General features: G+C 67.6%; 26 protein-coding genes. 6 read left to right on the top strand and 20 right to left on the bottom strand.

Features of this window, described 5'->3' with window-relative positions; genetic code table 11:
• The first annotated feature begins 80 nt into the window (after positions 1–80).
• Entirely contained in the window at positions 81–959 is an 879-nt protein-coding gene (locus tag OG804_RS24390) for an A/G-specific adenine glycosylase (protein ID WP_328398704.1), read from the top strand.
• Positions 960–998: 39 nt separating this feature from the next.
• Here the strand turns inward: OG804_RS24390 and OG804_RS24385 are convergent, their stop codons facing one another.
• Positions 999–1,769 carry an alpha/beta fold hydrolase gene (locus tag OG804_RS24385; protein WP_328390238.1) on the bottom strand — a complete coding sequence of 257 codons (771 nt, stop codon included), beginning with the start codon at positions 1,767–1,769 and terminating at the stop codon, positions 999–1,001.
• A 627-nt stretch (positions 1,770–2,396) separates the two neighbouring features.
• Between OG804_RS24385 and mhuD the strand changes: the two genes are divergently transcribed.
• From mhuD to OG804_RS24365, 4 genes are all read left to right on the top strand, one after another.
• Positions 2,397–2,711, top strand: coding sequence for a mycobilin-forming heme oxygenase MhuD (gene mhuD, locus OG804_RS24380; RefSeq protein ID WP_058853342.1), 315 nt, complete (start codon positions 2,397–2,399; stop codon positions 2,709–2,711).
• A gap of 251 nt (positions 2,712–2,962) precedes the next feature.
• Positions 2,963–3,157: a CbtB domain-containing protein gene (locus OG804_RS24375; protein ID WP_328390236.1), complete on the top strand. Its 195-nt coding sequence runs from the start codon at positions 2,963–2,965 to the stop codon at positions 3,155–3,157.
• The gene (locus OG804_RS24370) at positions 3,148–3,924 is read left to right on the top strand and encodes a CbtA family protein (protein ID WP_328390234.1); all 777 of its coding nucleotides are present in this window, start codon (positions 3,148–3,150) and stop codon (positions 3,922–3,924) included. Before OG804_RS24375 ends, OG804_RS24370 begins: the two co-directional genes overlap by 10 nt.
• 35 nt (positions 3,925–3,959) lie before the next feature.
• Positions 3,960–4,139, top strand: coding sequence for a hypothetical protein (locus tag OG804_RS24365; protein WP_328390232.1), 180 nt, complete (start codon positions 3,960–3,962; stop codon positions 4,137–4,139).
• A 49-nt stretch (positions 4,140–4,188) separates the two neighbouring features.
• On the opposite strand, the gene OG804_RS24360 is transcribed toward OG804_RS24365, so the two are convergent.
• Together OG804_RS24360 and OG804_RS24355 are read right to left on the bottom strand one after the other, a co-directional pair.
• Complete coding sequence (locus OG804_RS24360; RefSeq protein WP_328390230.1) at positions 4,189–4,632, bottom strand: OsmC family peroxiredoxin; 444 nt, start codon at positions 4,630–4,632, stop codon at positions 4,189–4,191.
• A gap of 62 nt (positions 4,633–4,694) precedes the next feature.
• Positions 4,695–5,150 carry an SRPBCC family protein gene (locus OG804_RS24355; RefSeq protein WP_328390228.1) on the bottom strand — a complete coding sequence of 152 codons (456 nt, stop codon included), beginning with the start codon at positions 5,148–5,150 and terminating at the stop codon, positions 4,695–4,697.
• Between the two features lie 184 nt (positions 5,151–5,334).
• On the opposite strand from OG804_RS24355, the gene OG804_RS24350 reads away from it, so the two are divergent.
• Complete coding sequence (locus OG804_RS24350) at positions 5,335–6,450, top strand: sensor histidine kinase (protein ID WP_328390226.1); 1,116 nt, start codon at positions 5,335–5,337, stop codon at positions 6,448–6,450.
• Between the two features lie 10 nt (positions 6,451–6,460).
• Here OG804_RS24350 and OG804_RS24345 read toward each other — a convergent pair whose 3' ends face one another.
• The 17 genes from OG804_RS24345 to folE form a co-directional block, all read right to left on the bottom strand.
• Positions 6,461–7,108: a vWA domain-containing protein gene (locus tag OG804_RS24345; RefSeq protein WP_328390224.1), complete on the bottom strand. Its 648-nt coding sequence runs from the start codon at positions 7,106–7,108 to the stop codon at positions 6,461–6,463.
• A gap of 144 nt (positions 7,109–7,252) precedes the next feature.
• Positions 7,253–9,814: an ATP-dependent Clp protease ATP-binding subunit gene (locus OG804_RS24340; RefSeq protein ID WP_328390222.1), complete on the bottom strand. Its 2,562-nt coding sequence runs from the start codon at positions 9,812–9,814 to the stop codon at positions 7,253–7,255.
• A gap of 302 nt (positions 9,815–10,116) precedes the next feature.
• Positions 10,117–10,740, bottom strand: coding sequence for an FHA domain-containing protein (locus tag OG804_RS24335; protein ID WP_328390220.1), 624 nt, complete (start codon positions 10,738–10,740; stop codon positions 10,117–10,119).
• 257 nt (positions 10,741–10,997) lie between these two features.
• Positions 10,998–11,357, bottom strand: coding sequence for a histone-like nucleoid-structuring protein Lsr2 (locus tag OG804_RS24330; RefSeq protein WP_328390218.1), 360 nt, complete (start codon positions 11,355–11,357; stop codon positions 10,998–11,000).
• A gap of 117 nt (positions 11,358–11,474) precedes the next feature.
• The gene (gene lysS, locus OG804_RS24325) at positions 11,475–12,941 is read right to left on the bottom strand and encodes a lysine--tRNA ligase (RefSeq protein WP_328398702.1); all 1,467 of its coding nucleotides are present in this window, start codon (positions 12,939–12,941) and stop codon (positions 11,475–11,477) included.
• Positions 12,942–13,237: 296 nt separating this feature from the next.
• Positions 13,238–13,660 carry a rhodanese-like domain-containing protein gene (locus OG804_RS24320; RefSeq protein WP_328398700.1) on the bottom strand — a complete coding sequence of 141 codons (423 nt, stop codon included), beginning with the start codon at positions 13,658–13,660 and terminating at the stop codon, positions 13,238–13,240.
• Positions 13,661–13,668: 8 nt separating this feature from the next.
• The gene (locus OG804_RS24315) at positions 13,669–14,235 is read right to left on the bottom strand and encodes a cysteine dioxygenase (RefSeq protein WP_328390216.1); all 567 of its coding nucleotides are present in this window, start codon (positions 14,233–14,235) and stop codon (positions 13,669–13,671) included.
• A 241-nt stretch (positions 14,236–14,476) separates the two neighbouring features.
• Positions 14,477–15,271, bottom strand: a complete 795-nt coding sequence (locus OG804_RS24310) for a type III pantothenate kinase (protein ID WP_328390214.1) — start codon at positions 15,269–15,271, stop codon at positions 14,477–14,479.
• A gap of 15 nt (positions 15,272–15,286) precedes the next feature.
• Positions 15,287–15,706 (bottom strand): aspartate 1-decarboxylase, encoded by a 420-nt coding sequence (panD, locus tag OG804_RS24305; protein WP_328390212.1) that lies wholly within the window; start codon positions 15,704–15,706, stop codon positions 15,287–15,289.
• A gap of 148 nt (positions 15,707–15,854) precedes the next feature.
• Entirely contained in the window at positions 15,855–16,829 is a 975-nt protein-coding gene (gene panC, locus OG804_RS24300) for a pantoate--beta-alanine ligase (protein ID WP_328390210.1), read from the bottom strand.
• Between the two features lie 189 nt (positions 16,830–17,018).
• A complete protein-coding gene (locus OG804_RS24295) occupies positions 17,019–17,969 on the bottom strand; it encodes a Rossmann-like and DUF2520 domain-containing protein (protein ID WP_442941618.1) in 951 nt (316 codons plus the stop codon).
• 113 nt (positions 17,970–18,082) lie between these two features.
• Complete coding sequence (locus tag OG804_RS24290) at positions 18,083–19,183, bottom strand: DUF6779 domain-containing protein (RefSeq protein WP_328390206.1); 1,101 nt, start codon at positions 19,181–19,183, stop codon at positions 18,083–18,085.
• 71 nt (positions 19,184–19,254) lie between these two features.
• Positions 19,255–19,731, bottom strand: a complete 477-nt coding sequence (locus OG804_RS24285; RefSeq protein ID WP_328398698.1) for a DUF3180 domain-containing protein — start codon at positions 19,729–19,731, stop codon at positions 19,255–19,257.
• Positions 19,732–19,858: 127 nt separating this feature from the next.
• Positions 19,859–20,404: a 2-amino-4-hydroxy-6-hydroxymethyldihydropteridine diphosphokinase gene (folK, locus tag OG804_RS24280; RefSeq protein WP_328390204.1), complete on the bottom strand. Its 546-nt coding sequence runs from the start codon at positions 20,402–20,404 to the stop codon at positions 19,859–19,861.
• A complete protein-coding gene (gene folB / locus OG804_RS24275; protein ID WP_328390202.1) occupies positions 20,401–20,793 on the bottom strand; it encodes a dihydroneopterin aldolase in 393 nt (130 codons plus the stop codon). The genes folK and folB overlap by 4 nt, the downstream gene beginning before the upstream one ends.
• A complete protein-coding gene (gene folP, locus OG804_RS24270) occupies positions 20,790–21,608 on the bottom strand; it encodes a dihydropteroate synthase (protein WP_328398696.1) in 819 nt (272 codons plus the stop codon). The genes folB and folP overlap by 4 nt, the downstream gene beginning before the upstream one ends.
• A 92-nt stretch (positions 21,609–21,700) precedes the next feature.
• A complete protein-coding gene (folE, locus tag OG804_RS24265; protein WP_328390200.1) occupies positions 21,701–22,372 on the bottom strand; it encodes a GTP cyclohydrolase I FolE in 672 nt (223 codons plus the stop codon).
• Positions 22,373–22,408 lie beyond the last annotated feature (36 nt).

Below are 22,408 nucleotides of genomic sequence, written 5' to 3'. Positions count from 1 at the left end.
ACGGTGAGGTGAACGGAGCGGGTCGGTTGAGCAGCGGAATTCACGGGCATCCGGGTGCGGGCGGACGCGCGGGCGTCTCGATCGAACCCACCGCGATCGACTCGGACGCGCTGATCGACTGGTACGCACACACCGCCCGCGACCTGCCGTGGCGGCGGCCGGGCGTGAGTGCCTGGCAGATCCTGATGAGCGAGATCATGCTGCAGCAGACCCCGGTCTCGCGGGTGGAACCGATCTGGCGGGAGTGGGTAGCACGCTGGCCCGTGCCCTCGGCCATGGCGGCGGCGAGCGCCGGCGAGGTCCTGCGCGCGTGGGGCAAACTCGGATATCCGCGCCGTGCCCTGCGGTTGTACGAATGCGCCGGGGTCCTGGCCGCCGACCACGGCGACGAGGTGCCCGCCGATGTCGATGTACTACTCGGCCTGCCGGGCATCGGCGCGTACACCGCGCGCGCGGTCGCCTGCTTCGCCTACGGGCAGCGGGTTCCGGTGGTGGACACCAATGTCCGCCGAGTGGTTGCGCGGGCCGTGCACGGCCGCGGAGAGGCCGGCAACCCGGCGACCCGCGACCTCCGGGAGACCGAGGCCCTGCTACCCGCCCGCGTCGATCGGGCGGCGGTCTTCTCGGCGGCGCTGATGGAACTCGGAGCGACGGTGTGCACCGCGCGAACCCCGGACTGCACCCGCTGTCCCCTCCCGCACTGCGCCTGGGTCGCGGCGGGTCGGCCCGTCTCCGAATCCACCCGCCGGACCCAGAAGTACGAGGGCACCGATCGGCAGGCGCGCGGGCGATTGCTCGATGTCCTACGGGCGGCACACGCGCCGGTGGAACGCCTCCGCCTGGATCTCGCCTGGACGCGCGACCCCGGCCAACGCGACCGCGCGCTGGATTCGCTGCTGGTGGACGGCTTGATCGAACAAACCGACGACGGACGGTTCGCGCTGGCGGGTGAGGGCTGACGCGGGCCCGATAACGTGCGCGGCCAAGGCTCGACCCGTTCAGCCCCCAGCGGCGGGCTCGGGGGTCGCCCGTAGCACCCGAGCGAGAAACCGCTGCACTTCTACCCGGTAGCGCGTCGGTTGATCGTCATGGATCAGATGGCCGGCGGCGGGAACCACGATGTGCTCGGCATCAGGATGGAGTTCGGCCATCCGGCGCATCTGGCCGGGTGGCGTGATCGTGAACTCGCCTTCGATCAGCAAGGTGGGGACCGTCAGCCGACCCCATTCCCGCCAGAACGACCTCGTTCCCCACTCCTCGGAGATATCCCGGAAAGTGGCCACCTCACCGTGCAGGCGGTAGCCGTCCGGGGCGCGCTCGAAAGAGTTCCGGAAATAACGGCCGGCAACCGGACCGAAGTAATCGATCAGGGCGGCCTCATCCGGGAACGGTTGCGGCCAACCCTCGACCAGGGCGGCCCAATGGGCGGCGGTGCGGCCCGTGAAATCCGCGGCCATGTCCTCGACCACCAAGCCCCGGACGCGACCGGGGTGCGCAGCGGCGAACATCCAGCCGTGCAAGCCCCCCATCGAATGGCCGATGACCACCATCGGCTCGGCGATCCCCGCGGTAGCCCGCGCCAGATCCGCGACGAAGGCGTCGGTGGTGAGTTCGGCCGGGGCGGGCCGCCCGTGCCCGGCGGCGTCGAAGGTGAACACCCGCCCGTACCCGCGCAGCCATTCGATCTGGTCCGCCCAGGTCCGCGCGCTGCCCATCAACCCGTGCAGCAGCAGTATCGGAGCGCCGCAACCACCCTCGTCGTGCAACATCGAGCCGAGTGTATTCGCCCCCGGCCGTGCTCCGTCCGCGCACCGCCACCAGGCTCCTGGGACATCGGCATGCGCGAAGCAGGCCCACCTCCCACCTTGGCGAGCAAGCAACCCACCCCACCGTCAGGGTTGTGTGCCGACGTCCTCGACCTCCACGAATCACTCACCCACCTCACAAAGGCCAGCATTCATGGTCGGGCCCGCCCCGGTTCTGGAACAACAGCGCAAGGCCGCACGGGAGCCGCCGCCCGCGATGCATGCCGGACCCACCAGAACTCCGACCCACACCGCGATCGTCCCTATCGAACGGCCGACATCCATGGTCGGGGCCCGCCCCGGTTCTGCAGCGACGAAGCGAAGAACCGCAGCAACCGAGCGCATGCGCACCGCCGACCATAGATCGGCGACCATCGAGCACTGGCAGGGTCGTGTACCTACCCACACCGACCAAGAAGCAGGTCCGCCCCCACCTCTCGCCTCGTCCGGATGGTCCACCTCCGAGGTCGGGGCCCGCCCCGGTTCTGGAGCGACGAAGCGAAGGAGCGCAGCGACTGAGCGTAGGAGTGAAGAACCGGGGTTGACGAGGGCCCCGCCCCGCCCCGCCGAAGGCGGGGCAATATATACAGCATGGCTGTTGTGAAGATCAATGCGATCGAGATCCCCGAAGGTGCGGGTCCGGAACTGGAAAAGCGGTTCGCCCACCGTGCGCACGCCGTCGAGAACTCTCCCGGGTTCCTCGGCTTCCAGCTGCTGCGGCCCACCGCCGGCGAGAACCGGTACTTCGTCGTCACCCAGTGGGATTCCGAGGAGTCCTTCGCCGCGTGGCGGGACGGTCCGGCCAAGGAGGCGCACGCCGGGCAGCAGAACAAGCCCGTCGCCACCGGCGCCTCGTTGCTGGAGTTCGAGGTGGTGCTGGATGTAGCCGGTAAACCCGCCTCCTGACTCCGGCCGGACCTGGCCACGCCCCCGGATCCCGGGTGGCGTGGCCAGTGCTTATTCGGGGGCGTATTGACGACCACGACCGGTGGTGTCAAAGTTCCAGGTGAAGCAAAGGTGATGCGGTAATCCGGTGAGAACCCGGAGCGGTCGCGCCACTGTGATGTCCACGCCTTCCGCGATGGGCAGAGTCAGACACCGGCACCTGCGCGCAACTCGCGAACCGGACGCGAGCATCCGGATGAGGAGGATCGACCATGGCCATAGTCCACGTCCCGAACAGGGCCGCCGACACACTGGCGACAGTGCTCGTCACCGTCGGTGTCGTTTTGCTGGCGTTGTTGACGCTCTATCTGGTCGGGTTCGACCAGGGTGCCGTCTCGCGCGGGGGAATGTTCTTGCACGAGCTGATGCACGACGGGCGGCATCTGCTGGGCGTCCCGTGCCATTGAGCGGATCCTTCGGCGCATTACTGATCCGTGGTCTGCTGGCCGGCTTGATCGCCGGCCTGCTGGCGGGCGTCGTCGGCAATTTCGTCGGTGAGCCCAAGGTCGACGCGGCGATCGCGATCGAGGAGGCCGCCGCACCCGCGGCGGAGCATTCCCACGAGTCGGGCGGCGAGCACAGCCACGGGGACGAGGCGATCGTCAGCAGGCCCTGGCAAAAGTTCGGTCAGTTCCTGGCGAACGCGCTGGCCGGGATGGCGTTCGGCGCGATCGTCGCGACCGCGGCGCATTACGCGCGGCGATTCACCTCCCTGCCGGGACCTCGGCTCGCGCTCGGGCTGGGTGTGGCCGGTTGGGTCGCGGTGGTAGTGGTGCCGTTCTTCAAATACCCGGCCAACCCGCCGGCGGTGGGCGATCCCGAGACGATCAATGATCGCACCCTGCTCTGGGTGGCCGCGGTCCTGCTGGGACTGGCGGCCGTCGCAGCCGGTGTCTATGCCTGGAAGGCCCTCCACCAACAGCTCGAATCGTTGCGGCTGATCGCCGCGGTGGCAGTCTCGGTGCTGGTCACCACGCTGGGCTATGTGCTGCTACCGGGTGTGAACGAAGTGGGAGCGGATTTCCCGGCGACCCTGCTGTGGGAGTTCCGCGCGGCATCGCTGGCCGTTTCCACCACGCTGTGGGTGAGCATCGGCCTCGTTTTCGCCGCGCTCACTGAGTGGAGCACGCGCGGCAATACAGCGGTACCCGAGGTCGCCGCTACTTCAGGGTGATCACAGCGTCGGTTCCCGGCGGGCAGTGTCGGATCATGTACGACACAGACACTGCCGCTGGACCGCGGCACAGCGCGCTCTCATCTCGGCCCACGGCCGTCACGACGGCATTCGCGGGGCTCGTGGCGGCTGTGGCCTTCGGTATCGCGGAGACCATGGTCCGCGCCGCGCGCGACTGGTTCCGGACCGGCGCAGACGGCAAACGCCCCCGCTGAGCCGCCCGAGTGACCCGGGCTCCCGACGATCCGGAAGCCCGGGAACCGCTCAGGATTCCAGTGCGGCGTCGAGCGTGATGTCGTCCACTCCGGTCAGCGCCTTGCTGATCGGGCAGCCGGCCTTGGCAGCGGTGGCCGCGGCGAGGAAGGCCGCCTCGTCGAGCCCGGAAACCCGGCCGCGCACGGTCAACGCGATCCGGCTGATCCGGAAACCACCGGCCGGATCGGGACCCAGGGTCACCGCCGCCGAGACGTCGAGGCTCTGCGGAGTACCGCCGACCTGGGCGATCTCGTTCGACAGCGCCATCGCGTAACAGGACGAATGCGCCCCCGCGATCAGCTCCTCCGGGCTGGTCGTACCGTCGGCGTCATCGGCCGACCGCTTGGGGAACGACACCTCGTACTTGCCGACCCCCGAGCTGACCAGCTCGACCTGGCCGGAGCCGTCCTGCAGACCACCGGTCCATGCGGTGCGCGCGGTACGTGTGGGCATCATGATCCTTTCGAAGACGATTCGTTCGAGTGCGATTCGAACCTACTCGCACCTGCACACCCTCACACCGTCGCAGCCGTTCGTTCGTCCAGCTGGGCCAGCACCGCCGGCCAGGCGGCCCGGTGCCGATCGCGGGCGGCCTCGTCGGCGAATCCGCTGTGCCGCAGACGCAACCGGATCCCGCGGGGTTGTTTGACGAGTTCCACCCGGACCACGGTCTCGGCGCCCTCCGTGCCCCCCGCGCCCGTCACCCAGGTCAATTCGACCAGTCGGCTCGGCTGGAGACGGAGGAAGCGGCCGTAGTGCGGCTGGATCTTCCCCTCATGGCGGGTCTCGAAATAGAACGGCTCGTTCACCTCCGGGCGCATCCGCACCGACGACGCCTCCGCGAACCAGATATCGAAGCCCTGGGTCCACGCCAGATACAGGAGTTCGGGCGAAGCGGTCATCACACGCTCCACCGTGAGTTCGTACGGCCGTGCGGACAGGTCCGGTACGCGCACTTGCTGGTCGACCATCTCTGGACCATACCCGCGTCGGGGCAGGTCCCGCCGCAGATGCGGCGATCATCGCGCTACTGTCGATCGTCACGCCGGAAACCGGGAAATCCGGCCCGGAATACCATTGCGGCACCGGAAATCCGGGTGTGCGCCGACGGTTCACCGCGAGGGGCGAATAGGGTGGTGCGGTGGAGCGTTCGCGATGACGAGCTGGCAGATAGTCGGGCTACTGGGTTGGCTTGCGCTGGCCGCGGCGGTGTTCGAGCTGCTGCGGCAACGCCGCACGCTCGGACGGACCCGCCGGGCGCTGCACGCCGCCGAACGCGTGGCCGCACAGCGGCAGCGAGAATTGGAGGTGAGCACCGAGCGCCTCCTGATCGCCCGCGAGCTGCACGATGTGGTGGGCCACAATCTCTCGCTGATCAACGTGCAAGCCGGGATGGCACTGCAGCAGGTGGAGAACAATTCGGCGAAGGCGGCGGGGACCGTCTCCGAGATAAAGACCACCAGCCGCAACGCGCTCGAGGATGTCCAGGCGTTACGCCATGCGATCCAGACGGTCGAGCCGGCCACACCGGCGCCCACCCTGTCCCCTGCCGACGACCGGCAGACGGGCGCCGGAGTCGAGGCCCGTCCGAACCGTGAGAAGCGTTCGCGGCGCGGTGGTTTCGCTCGACGCGAGCGGCCGGCCGCCGACCGCGCGCAGCGAGACTCCGGCGTCGGCGGCCGTACTCCCGTCGACCGGCCGACGCCGACTCCGCCGCCCCGCGAACCCGATCCCACCATGTCCGACCTCGATGAGTTGCTGCGGAAACCACGCATGGCGGGGTTGACCGTGCACACCCGCGTAGTGGGCGCCGCTGATTCCCTGCCCGCGGCGATCGACGACGCCGCGACCCAGATAGTCCGGGAATCGCTGGCCAATGTCGTACGCCACGCGCCCGGCTCCGAAGCCACGGTGACCGTGCGCTACACCGCGGACTCCGTCGACCTCACCGTCGACAACACCCGTCCCACCGGCAAACCCGAACACACCGGCCCCACCCGCGGGATGGGCATCATCGCGATGCGCGAACACACACACGCACTCGGCGGCGCACTGACCGCCGGGCCCAAACCCAGCGGCGGCTACCGTGTCGCGGCCCGGCTGCCCAGCCGCCCACTCCGGATTGCGATCGACTCGGATGCGCGGCCCCGGACCCGCAAAGGCCACGGTGCCGGCGAATCTCGCGAAACGGCGGCACCGGTCGCGGTCACCTCGAAATCGCAACGGACCGCTCCCAGCACGGCCGACACCGATTCCGGTAGGCCCGACTGAACCGGGCGCCTCACCCGGGGTTGGCGTCGCGCCGCTCCTCCTCGGTGAATCCCGCGGCGCGTGCCGAACCCGGGTCCGACGGTGCCTGCAGCCGCCGGGAGTAGGCACCGGCAGCCCGGAAGACCCCCGCGACACCGGCCGGAGCCGCACCATAGGTGATCGACTGCTGCGGTGCGAACCCCAGACCGCTGCCGATCGTGACGGCGTCCATATTGGCGCCGAGAAACAAGAAATCCCAGCTGTACACGTTCTGCTGCTGTTCGATCAGTGAACGCACCGCGGCATGGGTCCATTCGCGGCTCGAATTCTCGTGGCCGTCGGTGAGCACGACGACGATCACCGTGCCCGGACGCTCGTCCTCCGGACGGCCGGCCAGTTCGGTGCCCAGATCGGTGACGAGCTTGCCGATGGCATCGTAGAGAGCGGTGCCGCCGCGGGGCTGGAGCACCGGCGCCGGGACCTGGTCGATCGCGATATTCGAGTACACGCATTCGTACTCGGTGTCGAACTGCGCGAGCGTGACCCTTACGGCCTTCTCGGCCTTGCGCTGTTCGTCGAAGAACGCGGCCAGACCGCCCTCGGTATCCGATTTGATGGTCTGCATGGAGCCCGAACGGTCGAGCAGCACCGCGATCGTGGTCAGGTCCGGATTCGTCATGGTGTACCCCCGGTTCGTATCGAATGAACATCACCACCGTACTCGTGCTCACCGACCGGAAACCGTCGATGACCGGCCCCCCGGGCCACGAAAAGGGCCTGCCCAACGGTGCGATACCGGTGGGCAGGCCCTTGCCGTTGGCTGCTACTCGCCCGAGGCGGCTTCGGTCGAGCCGCCGCCCTCGGACGCGCCGGTCAGCACGACCTCGGGCTTCTTCTCACCGTCTTCCTTGGTGAGTTTGGCCTTCGGGGTGAAGGTGAACTTGGCGTCCTCACCGGAGCCTTCGCCGTCCCAGTTCTCGACGTCGACCATCACGACCTGGCCCGCACCGATCTCGCCGAAGAGGATCTTCTCCGACAGCTGGTCCTCGATCTCGCGCTGGATGGTGCGGCGCAGCGGCCGAGCACCGAGCACGGGGTCGAAACCACGCTTGGCCAGCAGGCTCTTCGCGGTATCGGTGAGTTCCATCGCCATATCTTTGTTCTTCAGCTGCACGCCGACACGGTTGATCATCAGATCCACCATCTCCACGATCTGATCCGTGGTGAGCTGGTGGAAGACGATGACATCGTCGATACGGTTGAGGAACTCCGGCCGGAAATGCTTCTTCAGCTCGTCGTTGACCTTGAGCTTCATCCGCTCGTAGTTCGAGCCCTCGGCGTTGCTCTGGGTGAAGCCCAGGCCCACGGCCTTCGAAATATCCGAGGTGCCGAGGTTGGAGGTGAAGATCAGCACCGTGTTCTTGAAGTCCACGGTCCGGCCCTGGCCGTCGGTGAGGCGACCGTCCTCGAGGACCTGCAACAGGGTGTTGTAGATCTCCTGGTGGGCCTTCTCGATCTCGTCGAACAGCACGACCGAGAACGGCTTGCGGCGCACCTTCTCGGTGAGCTGGCCGCCCTCTTCGTAGCCGACGTACCCGGGAGGGGCACCGAACAGCCGCGAGGCGGTGAAGCGGTCGTGGAACTCGCCCATATCGATCTGGATGAGCGCGTCGTCGTCACCGAACAGGAAGTTCGCCAGCGCCTTGGACAGCTCGGTCTTACCGACGCCGGACGGACCGGCGAAGATGAACGAACCGGACGGACGCTTCGGATCCTTCAGACCCGCGCGGGTACGGCGGATGGCCTTGGAAACGGCCTTGACCGCGTCCTCCTGGCCGATGATCCGCTTGTGCAGCTCGTCCTCCATACGGAGCAGACGGGTGGTCTCCTCCTCGGTGAGCTTGAACACCGGGATACCGGTCCAGTTGGCCAGGACCTCGGCGATCTGCTCGTCGTCGACCTCGGCCACGACATCCAGATCACCGGAGCGCCACTGCTTCTCGCGCTCGGCCCGCTTGGCGACGAGCTGCTTCTCCTTGTCGCGCAGCCGCGCGGCCTTCTCGAAGTCCTGCGCGTCGATCGCCGATTCCTTCTCCCGGCGCGCATCGGCGATCTTGTCGTCGAATTCGCGCAGGTCCGGCGGGGCGGTCATCCGGCGGATACGCATCCGGGCGCCGGCCTCATCGATCAGGTCGATCGCCTTGTCCGGCAGGAACCGGTCGTTGATGTAGCGGTCGGCCAGGGTGGCGGCGGCGACCAGGGCGCCGTCGGTGATGGACACCCGGTGGTGCGCCTCGTAGCGGTCCCGCAGACCCTTGAGGATGTTGATGGTGTGCTCGACGGTCGGCTCGCCCACCTGAACCGGCTGGAACCGGCGCTCCAGGGCGGCGTCCTTCTCGATGTACTTGCGGTACTCGTCGAGGGTGGTGGCGCCGATGGTCTGCAGTTCACCGCGGGCCAGCTTCGGCTTCAGGATCGAGGCCGCGTCGATGGCGCCCTCGGCGGCACCCGCACCGACCAGCGTATGCAGCTCGTCGATGAACAGGATGATGTCGCCGCGGGTGTTGATCTCCTTGAGCACCTTCTTCAGGCGTTCTTCGAAATCACCGCGATAGCGGCTGCCCGCGACCAGGGAACCCAGGTCGAGGGTGTAGAGCTGCTTGTCCTTCAGCGTCTCGGGCACCTCGCCGTTGACGATCGCCTGGGCGAGGCCCTCGACGACGGCGGTCTTGCCGACGCCGGGCTCGCCGATCAGCACCGGATTGTTCTTGGTGCGGCGGCTCAGCACCTGCATGACCCGCTCGATCTCTTTCGAGCGGCCGATGACGGGGTCGAGTTTGCCCTCCAGCGCGGCCTGGGTGAGGTTACGGCCGAACTGATCGAGTACCAGCGAAGTCGACGGAGTGCCGGTTTCGCCGCGGGCGCCGGATTCCACCGGCTCCTTGCCCTGGTACCCGGACAGCAGCTGGATGACCTGCTGGCGGACGCGGTTGAGATCGGCGCCGAGTTTGACCAGCACCTGCGCCGCCACACCTTCACCCTCGCGGATGAGGCCCAGCAGGATGTGCTCGGTGCCGATGTAGTTGTGGCCGAGCTGCAGCGCCTCGCGCAGGCTCAGCTCGAGTACCTTCTTGGCGCGGGGTGTGAACGGAATATGACCGGACGGGGCCTGCTGGCCCTGGCCGATGATCTCCTCGACCTGGCTGCGCACGCCCTCCAGCGAGATGCCGAGCGACTCCAGCGACTTGGCCGCGACACCCTCACCCTCATGGATCAGCCCCAGCAGGATGTGCTCGGTGCCGATGTAGTTGTGGTTGAGCATCCGGGCCTCTTCTTGGGCCAGGACGACGACACGCCTCGCGCGGTCGGTGAACCTCTCGAACATCGCTCCCTCACTCTCCTGCTCCGGACTCTATGGCCGGCTGATGCCGTGGTGTGTCGTGGACAACCGTCGACCTCAGCCTGCCATGAAGGCCAGGGGTTGCGGCCCCCGCCTCCCACTCTAGTTGGCAGGGGATTACACCGCCGCCGCTCCACCCCAATGATGCAGGGTCGACGACAGGTTATTCACTCATAACGCCCTTACCCACCGATTGGTTTCCCATTCGGGTTTTGCCCAGAGCGAACACAACGGCTCCCAGAAATGGGGAGACCGGCGCCACCGGACGGGGCGGCCGGGCCGGGGGGTTACAGGTCGCGATCTGTGATGAGTCCGCTGCGCATGGCCAGCGCGGCGAGCCGGACCCGCTTCTGATTCTGCGGCAGATCCTCGACACCGAACTTGGCGAACAAGGCGCGCAGATGGGTCTTGACGGCGTCCACGCTCAGGAACAGCTCGTCCGCGATCTGCTGGTTGGTGGCGGGGGCCGCGAATCCGACATCCCCTTTGTAAGGGCGGCACAGCGCGACCAGCACGCCGCGCTGCGCCTCGGTGAGCGAGCGGACGGTGGGGAGGCTGGCGCCGGAGGCTCGGGTGGCGTCGTCGGGGACGCCGTTGAAATCGTGGAACGACACCAACGAGGTGCCGACCCGGATCCGGTCCCCCGGCATCAGTCGGCGGCGGCCGTTGATGCGTTCGCCGTTGACGAACGTGCCGTTGCGGGAGAGGCCGTCGTCCACGATGGTCCAGTGCGCGGCGAGGTATTCCACCGCGGCGTGCAACCGCGAGACCTCGGCGTCCCACCGCAGCGATAGGTCAGCGCCCGCCGAACGGCCGATGGTGATCCGCTGACGGTCCGGGCTCAACACCACCTCGCGGCGACGGCCTTGGTCATCGGTGAATCGTAGGAACGAGCCGACGGATCCGGTCACTGCGCCGATACCTCACTCTTCATACCGGCAGCAACTGCCGAACACTACGGACCTCTTGCACCGCGGCGCGTAGGGGCCCGATCGATCACATCCATGGTGCCGGGCGAGCGTGCGCTCGAGCAAGATGGAACGCCGCCGGGCGCAGCGACCCCGGCGTTCAACGCCGGGGCCAGCGGTAATTCCAAATAGCTATCGAGAAAGACCAGCCGTCGTGGCGTTCCGAGAATAACCCTGGCGCACGACGGTTGAAAGAAGAACTAACCCTTCGCGGCCTTGTTGTACGCGTCGGTGATATCGGCGGAGATACGACCCCGCGCGGAAACCTTGTGACCATTCCGGCGGGCCCACTCACGAATGGCCGCGCTTTGTTCCCGGTCCATGGTGGCACGGGCCTTGGTACCACCGACGGCGGCGACCGCGGACTTCACCCGGCGCCGGCCACTCACGCGGCGGGCGCTCGTTACCCACTGCTCCAACTCGTCCCGAAGCTTCGACGCATTCGTCGACGACAGGTCGATCTCGTACGACACCCCATCGATTGCAAACTCGATGGTCTCGTCCGCGATGGACTCACCGTCGACATCGTCGATCAGGCTAACGGTGACCTTCTTTGCCATGAGATGAACGTCCTCTCGAAATCGTGCGGCCCGCAAAATGCGGCCGATTACCCGAGGCAAGAATACCCCGTATTCGAAAAATTCCAAGACGAGCGGCCTGCTATGCAAACCGTTCGCTCAGCGGCCGACCGGCCGCACTATTGGGAACAGTATCGTTTCCCGGATTCCCAATCCGGTGAGCGCCATCAACAACCGATCGATTCCCATACCAGTTCCCGTTGTCGGCGGCATCCCGTGTTCCATCGCGGCGAGGAAGTCTTCGTCCAGCACCATTGCCTCGTCATCACCCGCCGCGGCCAGACGCGCCTGATCGACGAACCGTTCGCGCTGGATCACCGGATCCACCAACTCCGAATAGCCGGTGGCCAACTCGAAGCCCCGGACATACAGATCCCACTTCTCGGTGACACCGGTCCGGGACCGGTGCTGCCTGGTCAACGGGGAGGTCTCGACTGGGAAATCGCGGACGAAAGTCGGCACGTACAGCTTGTCGCCGTAGCAGTGCTCCCAGAGTTCCTCCACCAGTTTGCCATGGCCGTAGCCCTTGCCTTCCGGAATTTCCAGTCCGAACCGATCGGCTAGCTCGAGCAATTCCGGAACAGTTGTTTCCGGGGTGACCTCCACCCCTGCCGACTCCGACAGCGACGGATACATCTCGACCGTTGTCCACTCACCGCTCAAGTCGTATTCCGAACCGTCGGCGAGCGTCACGACCTGAGTTCCCATCGCCTCCTGAGCGACTTCCTGGATCAATTCCCGGATCATCCGCGCGGAGTCATCGTAGGTGCCGTACGCCTGATATGTTTCGAGCATCGCAAACTCGGGTGAATGGGTAGAATCGGCACCTTCGTTACGGAAGTTGCGATTGATCTCGAACACCCGCTCGAGGCCACCGACCACACAGCGTTTGAGAAACAACTCCGGAGCAATGCGCAGGTAGAGATCCATATCCAGCGCATTGGAGTGTGTTCGGAAGGGACGGGCGGCCGCACCGCCGTGCAGGGTCTGCAACATCGGCGTCTCGACCTCGAGGAAATCGCGCCGTTCCAGTGCATTGCGCAGTGCGCGCACCACCGCTACCCGGGTACGGGCCATCTGCCGGGCCTCCGGGCGCACGATCAGATCGACATAACGCTGCCGGACCCGCGACTCCTCGCCCATGTCCTTGTGCGCCACGGGCAGCGGACGCAGTGCTTTGGCTGCCATGGACCAAGAATCGGCCATGACGCTCAATTCACCCGTACGCGACGAGATGACCTCACCGTGCACGAAAACCATATCGCCGAGGTCCACATCGGTCTTCCAGGCCGCCAACGCGTCCGCGCCGACTCCGTTCAGGCTGACCATTGCCTGCAAAGTGGTGCCGTCACCCTCCTGTAGCTGAGCGAAGCACAATTTGCCGGTATTCCGCATGAAGATGACCCGGCCGGTCACTCCGGCGAGCTGCCCGGTCGCGGTATCGGCCGCGAGATCCGGATAGGCGGCACGAATTTCGGCCAGGCTGTGGGTGCGGGGCACCGACACCGGATAAGCGTCCCCACCGGCCGCGAGCAGCCGTTCCCGCTTCTCCCGCCGGATCCGCATCTGCTCGGGGACGTCGTCGACCTCCGCGGAGCGGCTGGATCGCCCCGCGGGAACAACGCCCGCGGAGCCGCCGGATGACGAGATGTTCGGGTTGCTCACAGCGAACCACCCTAGCGTGCACCGCAAATCGATTCGGCAGCCGCCCGCCCTGTGCACGCGATAAGGAATCAGCCGTGGAACGCGCGGCTACCAGGGCAGGTAAAAATAGACCATTTGGTTGCTTAGAATTTTTCCGGCGCGCCACAGCGCGTCGGAAAAGTATTGCCGTCCCGCCGCATTCGTCCCGCGGGAAGAATTCAGAGAACAGCCAGCGAACGAACTTCCCTGGTGAAGTGAGCGGCGCCGGTGGCGACCGTTCGCATACCGGCCGCTTCCAGTGCCTTATATCCGCCGACCAGATCGGTCGCCCGATGCAGGCCCAATTGACGCAACGACGCCGCGGCCAGGCTGGAGGTGTAGCCCTCCGAGCACACCACCACCCATTCGACATCGTGGTCGGTGGCCAGCGCCAGGCGCGCCGAACTACTGGGGTCCAGCCGCCACTCGAGGACATTTCGTTCGATGACCAGCGCCCCGGGCAGTGCCCCTTCCCTGGCGCGCTGTGCCGCGGGCCGGATATCGACCAGGAACGCGCCCCGGGCGAGCGCGGCCGGCAGTTCCACGGGATGGATCCGCCGCAACTGCGAGCGGGCCTGATCGAGCATCTGATCAATGGTCAGTCGCGACATCAGAGATCACCTTCGGGCTGGTCGGTGAGGGCGGTGTGAGTACGCCGCAGGCTGCCGTGTCCCGTCACCTCGTAATAGGACATGGCAGTGAGCGGCGGCGAGTAGGCATGCACACTGAGGGTCGGCTCGAGCGGGCCGATATCGGCGGACCCGGATACCGCGATCCGGTCGGGGGCGCGCACGACGTCGTGCACCCAGCCGATCGGGAACGCGGCCTGGTCACCGGCGGCCAGCACCCGGTGGCGTAGTTCGGCGCCGTTCCAGCGATATTCGGCGAGTGCGCCGCTGAGCACGGTGAGCGCACCGAGCGAGCCCGCGTGATCGTGCAGTTTCGTGGATTTGTCCGGAGTCCAGCTGATCAGCCAGACATCGACCTCGTCGTCGGCGACCAGCCGGGTGGCCCAGCGGTCGACCGTCGGCCACAGCCCGTCCGCGGGGAGTAGATGGTCGTACCGGCCGGAGAGAACATCCTCACCGGCCTCGTCGGTGAGCCGGAGCAGATCCGCCGGACGCAGCCGCGTCGGCAGAGCCGGGGCGATCGGGCGATCGGGAATGGGATTCGCCATCGCGGCGGAATTGTTCCGGGCCGAGGGGCGCACTGCGGACGAGGCAACAGGCGAATGCATGATCGCATCTCCAGGAAGTTAAAGAAACGGTCGAGGACTTTACGAATGCCTCGAACGGTCGAGGCGGCGTCAGCCTCGACAACACTCCTGGGTACGCATGCGATTCAGCACAGGCCGAGCTTAGCAAGCCGGGCGCGATGCGGCCACATTCGGCTCAGCGGAATCCGTCACAGTCGCGAAATCACACACGAGCACGGCGCTGGTTGCGTTCGTAGACCAACCGCAACCCCGTCACCGTGAGGTGGGGGTCGTGGTGCTCGATCGTCTCCGACTCCCCGATGATCAGCGGCGCCGCCGCCCCGGTCGCCACCACCGCGACCCCGTCGCCGCCGAATCCGTCGATATCGTCGCGGATCCGATCGATGAGACCGTCCACCAGACCCGCGAAACCGAAGATCGCACCGGATTGAATGCATTCGACGCTGTTCTTACCCAACACCGACCGGGGCCGGGCCAGCTCGACCCGCCGCAACGCGGTCCGCTCGATCAGCGCCTCGCTCGCGGTCTCCACTCCCGGAGCGATCACACCGCCCAGGAACTCCCCTTTGGCCGACACCAGGTCGACACAGATCGAGACGCCGAAGTCCACGACGATGGCGGCACCGCCGTACACGTGATGGGCGGCCAGACAGTTCACGATCCGGTCGGCGCCGACCTCTTTCGGATTGTCCACCAGCAGCGGGATACCGGTGCGCACGCCGGGCTCCACCAGCACATGCGGCACCTGTTGCCAGTAGCGATCCAACATCACCCGCAGCTCGCGCAGCATCGGCGGCATCGTCGACAGACCCGCCACTCCGGTCACCGCGTCCAGCTCCGGGCCCACCAGCCCGCGCAGTTTCATCGCGAACTCGTCTGCGGTGTGCAGCGGGTTGGTGTGTATCCGCCAATACCGGACGAGTTCGGCCTCGGACCCGGTGCCCGTGACCAACCCGACCACGGTGCTGGTCGTGCGGACGTCGATGGTCAGCAGCACGCGGTCACCCGCCGCTCAGACGAAGGACAGATTGCGCGGGCTGATCAGATCCGAGCCCTCGGGTGCGTGGGCCGGATCCGAACCCAATTCGACCGGGCGATTCCGGGAATCCACGAATACGACTTTCGGGTCGTACTCCCGCAGTTCGGCCTCGTCCATCATGGCGTAGGCGATGAGGATGACCAGGTCGCCCGGGTTGACCAGATGCGCCGCGGCACCGTTGATACCGATCACCCCGGACCCGCGCTCACCGGCGATCACATAGGTCTCGAGGCGCGCGCCGTTGTCGATGTCCACAATGCAGACCTGCTCGCCCTCCAGCAGATCGGCGGCATCGAGCAGATCCTGATCGATGGTCACCGAACCGACGTAGTGCAAATCGGCATGGGTCACGGTGGCCCGGTGAATTTTCGACTTCATCATGGTGCGAAACATCGCCGCCGCCTCTCGGTGTACACGGCGCCGCTTCCGACGCCGCGGGGTGCAGTGTTCATGGCGGTGCTTCCGGCACCGCGGGGTTCTGGGCACATCCGGAAGAAGTGCGACGGCGGGCGGACCGGGTAGGTGAGCGCTGCGACGGTGTTCACCGGCCGTCCGTTCCCGAAGAGCCACCGGTCGGGTATTCGGCGGACCCACCGGCCGAACTGCCGACCAGGGAGGCATCGGGGTGACCGTCGAGCTGGGCGCCCAGACGGACGGCGGCGTTGTCGATCAACCGGGTGGCGCCGACCCGGGCCGCGATCAGCAGCCGGGCATTGCCTTCCGCGGGCGCGGGACCCAGGTCCGAGGCACGCAGCTCGAGATAGTCCAGTTCGATCTCCGGGACGGCGGCCAGCACCGAGCGCGCGGCGTCCAGGACGGCTCGCGCACCGGCCGCGCCGGACCGCGCGCCGGCCAGCAGCGCAGCGGACAGCGTGGTGGCGGTTTCCCGCTGGACGGGATCGAGGTAGCGGTTGCGCGACGACAAGGCCAGACCGTCGGACTCCCGGACAGTGGGCACCGCCACGATCTTCACATCGAAGTTCAGGTCCCGGACCATCTGCCGGATCAGCGCCAGCTGCTGGTAGTCCTTCTCCCCGAAGAACGCCTCGTGCGGACCGACGATCTGCAGCAGTTTGGCCACCACAGTGAGCATTCCGGCGAAATGGGTCGGCCGCGACGCACCCTCGAGATCGGCGCCCACCGGACCGGGCTGAACAGTTGTGCGCGGGCCGTCGGGATACATATCCGACGCACTCGGCGCGAACACCAGCGCGACGCCCTCCGCGCGCAGCAACTCCACGTCGGCGTCGAGTGTCCGGGGGTAGCTGTCCAGATCTTCGCCGGCGCCGAACTGCAGCGGATTCACGAATACGGATACGGCCACGACCTGGTTGGTGCGTTTGGCGCGCCGTACCAGTTCGAGGTGACCTTCGTGCAGTGCGCCCATGGTGGGCACGAGCCCGACCGTGCGGCCGGTACTCCGCAGCGCACGCACGACCTTGCCGAGCACGGCCGGATCGTGCTGCACCGTCAGTTCACCCGCGCGATACGCGCCGCGCAGCGTCGATTCAGTCATGGAGCCTCCTTCGAAGCTGTACATGCGCGGTCCGCGAAGGCCGCAGCAAAGGCGGACGTATCGCAACACCGAACATCTCTTGAAGCTCTCCATGCGGCCCGCGGAAACCGGAGCGAATACCGCACACCGAGCCTCCTTCGAGGCTGAACATGCGGCCCGCTGAGGCCACAGCGAAGGCGGAGGGACGCATCATCGGTGCTCCTCCAGCAGCTCACGTAGTTCGGCGGGGGCCTGCGCCCGTTCGGCGGTGCGCCGCGACAGTGCCCGATATCCGGCGGCGAGCTCGGGATCGGCCGCTCCCAGCGCCTCGAGATGGGCGAGGACCGCCGCCGTATCCCCGCGCGCCACCGGCCCGGTGAGCGCGGCCTGTCCGCGGCGGAGGGCGTTGTCGAGCGCCGCCGACGCCAGGGGCGCCAGCAGGCGTTCCGGCAGACCGCCCGGCTGATCGTCGACCGTCTGCTGGCCCATCAGGCCGGGCCCGGCCAGCGCCAGTCGCAGCGCCGCCACGGCGTCCAGCACCAGGGTGACCAGATGGTTGCTGCCGTGCGCGAGCGCGGCGTGATAGAGCGTGCGCTGTTCCTCGGCCACCCGGACCGGCTCCCCGCCCATCTCGATGACCAGCGACTGGGCGATGGCGTAGCCGATCTCATCGGCCGCGGTGATCCCGAAACAGGCGTTGGCCAGGCGGGCGAGGTCTTCGTCGTGGCCGGTGAAGGTCATGACCGGATGCACTGCCAGTGGGAGAGCCCCGGCGTCCCGCAGCGGCGCCAGCACGCCGATGCCGTTCGCGCCGGAAGTGTGCGCCACGATCGTGCCCGGCCGTACCGTGCCCGAACTCGCGAGACCGCGGACCAGTCCGGCCAGCTCCGCGTCCGGGACGGCCAGGATCAGCAGCTCACTGCGGGCGGCCACCTCCTCGACCGGGAGGATCCGCGATTCGGGCAGCCGGGCCTGTGCCCGGCGCACGGAGGCGTCGGAGATCGCGGCGACGCCGAACACCACATGTCCGGCGCGCTCGAGCGCGGCGCCGAGCGCTGATCCGACACGTCCCGCCGAGACGATTCCTACAGTCAGTCGTGCGGGCGCCGGATCACCACTCGCGGCCGGGTTGCCAGGAGTCACGCGTGGCGAGGTCAACATTGTCCTCTCGAAGTCGTTCCAGTCCCGCGCTGCGGGTACCGGACGTTACGTGTCGAGGATAGGACCCGGTCCGGCCGATGCGCCATGGGCCCCCGGGTGATATGCGCCGCACTTCAGGAGCTGCGCTGCTCCTCTTCCTGTCGCAGGTTGGCCATGATCTCGGCCACCGACAGTCGTCGCGAACCACCGGAATCGGCCTGGGTGCGGCGCCGCCGCGAATTCGCCGGGCGCGCCGACAGGTCGGTCGACCCGCGCCACGCGTGCTCCCGCGGTTTCTCGGCGACAGCCGTCTCGGCCGTCTCGGCGACAGCCGTCTCGGCGACAGCCGCTTGCGCGACGAACTCCGGCGCGGGCGGGCCGTAGATCAGTTCTTCGGGGCGCGGCGGGCCGTAGGTTGCGCCGGCAGCATCATCGTGTACCTCGGTGAATGCGTCCGCCCAGGTCGGCCCGGAGATATCGGGAGCGGGCGGCCCCTGCGGCGGGTCGTCGTCGAGGCGGACGATCGCCGTTTCAGCGGTGACCGGGGCATCGTCGGGACTCGCGAAGCGCGGGCGGCCCGGATAGTCGGTCTCGTAGACCGGGGTGGCGGTATCGCGCTCCCGGCTGTCGGGGCCCGGGTCGGCCGCCTCGGCTTCGGCGTCGGCCCATCCGTCCGCGGCATGTGACCAGCTGGCCGCGGCATTCGCCCAGGCATCGACCGCTCCCCGCTCACCTTCGTCGGAACTCGGCCAGTCGGCCGCGACACTCGGCTTGTCCTCGGCGCTGGGCAGTTCCTGAACCCGGAACGCGGAGGCACGCAGCGCCGGACGTTCTTCCGGGAGCTCGCCGTCGAAGAGCCGCTCCAGATGCCGGCGCAGGATGGCGAGTTCGGCACGTAGCGCGGCCATTTCCGTGGCGTCGGCGCCCAGTTCCGCCCGCACCCGCGATTCGACACCGAATTCGTGTTCGCGACGGGCGCTGATCTCCCGTTCGAGTTCCAGCTCGTAGATCCGACGCAGATCCCGGACTTTCGCCTGATACCGGCTCACCGCCCAAGCACCCAGTACCGCCGCCCACAGCGCGACCACCAAACCCACCCGGATGAACTGCAAGCTGTCGCTGAGTACGAGAAATACGCTGGCCACCAGACCCAGTAGGACGAGTGCGCCGAGGAAGAGCTTGCCCACATCTTCCCGGCCGCGCGCGGAAGTACTACTGCGGGACGGTGAAACCATGACCGCAAGGGTAGCCGCGATATTCGGCTGCGCCCAGGTCAGGAGAGGCGTGATCGATCACGAACCGGGTGCTACGAAGTAGCGGGGTCGTCCGTCGGATCGTCGGGCGCACGGCAGCAGTATTCGAGCCACAGCGCGGCCACGGCCAGTGCGATACCGGCGCCGCATCCGATGAGCGCGCCCGGAAAGTCCGCGGCGGCCGCCCGTAGATCCCCGCGCTGCGGGAAGATCCAGAGCAGAAATCCGAGCCACACTCCCGCGGCCAGCGACCCCACCTGTGCGGAAGCCTTCGCCAGGGCGAGCGCGCGGGCCACGGTGATCGGATGCAGCTGTCGCAGATCAGCGCCGATCTGACTATTGCTCACCCGCCCCCGGATATAGAAGCCCAGGGCCACTTCGAGCGCCGCGACCGGATACAGGGAGGCGCCGGCGACGGTGGAGATCGGCGGAAAACTCGAATAGGCCAGCCGGGTGGCGACCCAGGCGATCACGGCCGCGATCAGGATATTGGCCAGCAGCTCCCGGATACGGGTGGGTTTCAATTTCATGCCGCCGCCGTCTCCGCCGCCGGGACCACCGCTGGTGTTCATATCGCTGCCCCCGAGAGTCATGGAGCCTCCTCGGACGCGTGTACGTGCAACCCGCGGAGGCCGTGGCGAAGGCGGCGGTAGCGCATCATGACACGGTCCCCGTGGCCGGTACCAGGGCGAATTCCGTGTGGCGCACCCCCGCGCGTTCGGCGGGGTCCAGCTCCGCCAGCAGGTCGCGCACCGCCCGGGTGGTTCCGTCGACCTCCAGGGATGCGTCCGGCTCGACGTCGAGCCACGGGATCAACACGAACGCCCGGCGATGGGCCTGCGGATGCGGCAGGGTCAGATCGGGGTCGGTGCGGTGGAGGGCACGCAGTCCGCTACCCGCCGGTGCGGCGCAGGACACGATATCCACGTCGAGGGTCCGGGCGCCCCAGCGCACCGTACGCTCGCGGCCGGCTGCCTCTTCCAGCCGCTGTCCGTGCCGTAACCAATCGTGGCAGTCGTAGTCGAGGTCGTCGGCCACCAGCACGGCGTTCAGGAAGTCGTCCTGGTCCACGCCGCCCCAGGGCGCCGTGGTGTACACCGGGGACACGGCGCGGATCCGGGCGCCGAAACCCGCCACGACGCCGCGCAGCAACTCCAGCCGATCCCCCATGTTCGAGCCGATGGATAGAACGGCGCGCGTCATGAGGGCACCTGTCCGCGCCGCCCGGCGGTGACCACCCGCACATCGGCGAAGCTGTGCGGGATCGGCGCGGCCGGTTTGTGCAGCACCACCTCCACCTCCGCGACGCCGGGGACCGCACACACCCGATCGGCGATTTCGGCGGCGACGGTTTCGATCAGATTCCGGGGCGGCCCCGCCACGACGCGCACGGCCAGTTCGGCGAGGGCGCCGTAGTCGACCGTGTGGGCCAGATCGTCGGTAGCCGCGGCGGCGGTGAAATCCGACCACACGGTCAGATCCACCACGAATTCCTGTCCATCCCGGCGTTCGTGCTCGAAGACTCCGTGATGGCCGAAAACCCGCAGCCCACGGAGTTCGATCCGGTCCGGGCCGGGCGCCGGTGCAGTCACCGCGGCGCTCCCGCCCGCTCGGCACGACGCCAGGCGTCGGTCACGGCGATCGCGTCCTGCGATCCGCGGACGTCGTGGACGCGCACCCCCCACGCGCCGTGCCAGGCCGCGAGCGCCGACACCGTAGCGGTCGCGGTCTCCCGGCCGGCCGGTGGCCGAGGGCCCTCGGTATCAGCGAGCAGCGATCCCAGGAATCGTTTACGCGAGGCGCCGATGAGCACCGGAAAACCGTCGGCGACGAATTGTTCCAAGGCGCCCAGCAGTGACCAGTTGTGCTCCGCGGTCTTGGCGAATCCGAGGCCGGGGTCGAGGATGAGCCGGGCGGGATCGACGCCCGCGTCGATCGCATGCTGGACCTGGACCCCGAGTTCGGACCGCACCTCGGCCACCACATCGTCGTAGTGATCGGCCGGGCCGGTGTGCCGGTAGTCCGCGGCGGCCCGCCAGTGCATGAGTATCCACGGGATATCGGCGGCGGCGACCACCTCCGCCATCGCCGGGTCGGCACGCCCGCCGGAGACATCGTTGATGACCGATACACCGGCAGCGATCGAAGCCTCGGCCACTCGCGCCCGCATGGTGTCGACACTGGTGGGGATCCCGGCCGCGGCCAGTCCGCGCAGCACGGGAACCACTCGTTCGATCTCGGTGTCCGCGTCGACGCGGTCCGCGCCCGGGCGCGTCGACTCACCCCCTACATCGATGATGTCGGCACCCATCTCATGGAGCCGGACTCCGTGTTCGATCGCACGCCCGGGATCGAGATAGCGCCCGCCGTCGGAGAACGAATCGCTGGTGACGTTCACCACCCCCATGACCACACACGACCGGCCCGGGCGCGGCTGCACACCCGGACGGGGCCGTGCACCGGTCAGCGTGGGCACAGTGGCGGCAGATCTCTGGTCGGTCACTTGCGCAGGATCAGGTCGAGGGCCTCGGAACGCGACGCCGAGTTGGTCTGCAGCAGTCCCCGGACCGCCGAGGTCGTGGTGCTGGCACCGGGCTTGCGGATACCCCGCATGGCCATGCACAGGTGTTCGGCCTCGACCACGACGATCGCGCCGCGCGGATCCAGTTTGCGCATGATCGCGTCCGCGATCTGGCTGGTCAGACGCTCCTGAACTTGCGGACGCTTGGCATAGAGGTCCACCAGCCGCGCCAGTTTCGACAGCCCGGTCACCCGGCCGTGCGGGCCCGGAATGTAGCCGACATGAGCCACACCGTGGAACGACACCAGATGGTGTTCACATGTCGAGTACATCGGAATATCACGGACCAACACCAGTTCCTGGTGCTCTTCGTCGAAGGTGGTGTTCAACACCGCGTCCGGTTCCACATACAACCCGGCGAACATCTCACGGTACGCACGAGCTACTCGGGCCGGGGTGTCGCGCAATCCCGGCCGGTCGGGATTCTCGCCGACCGCGAGCAGCAATTCGCGTATCGCCGACTCGGCCCTGGCCTGATCGAACGGTCTGCCGGTGTGCAGCGCGATCAACTCTCGCGCGGATTCGCCGGTCTCCCCCAATTCGGCGGGGATACCGGCCGCCTGGCCATTGGTTTGCTGATTGGCCGACATTCGAGGACACCTCCACATTTCGGGCGCGGCAGTACT

Origin of the sequence: Nocardia sp. NBC_00416, from assembly GCF_036032445.1 — a bacterium.
GTDB lineage: Bacteria > Actinomycetota > Actinomycetes > Mycobacteriales > Mycobacteriaceae > Nocardia.
This window is presented reverse-complemented; position numbering and strand designations above follow the sequence as displayed.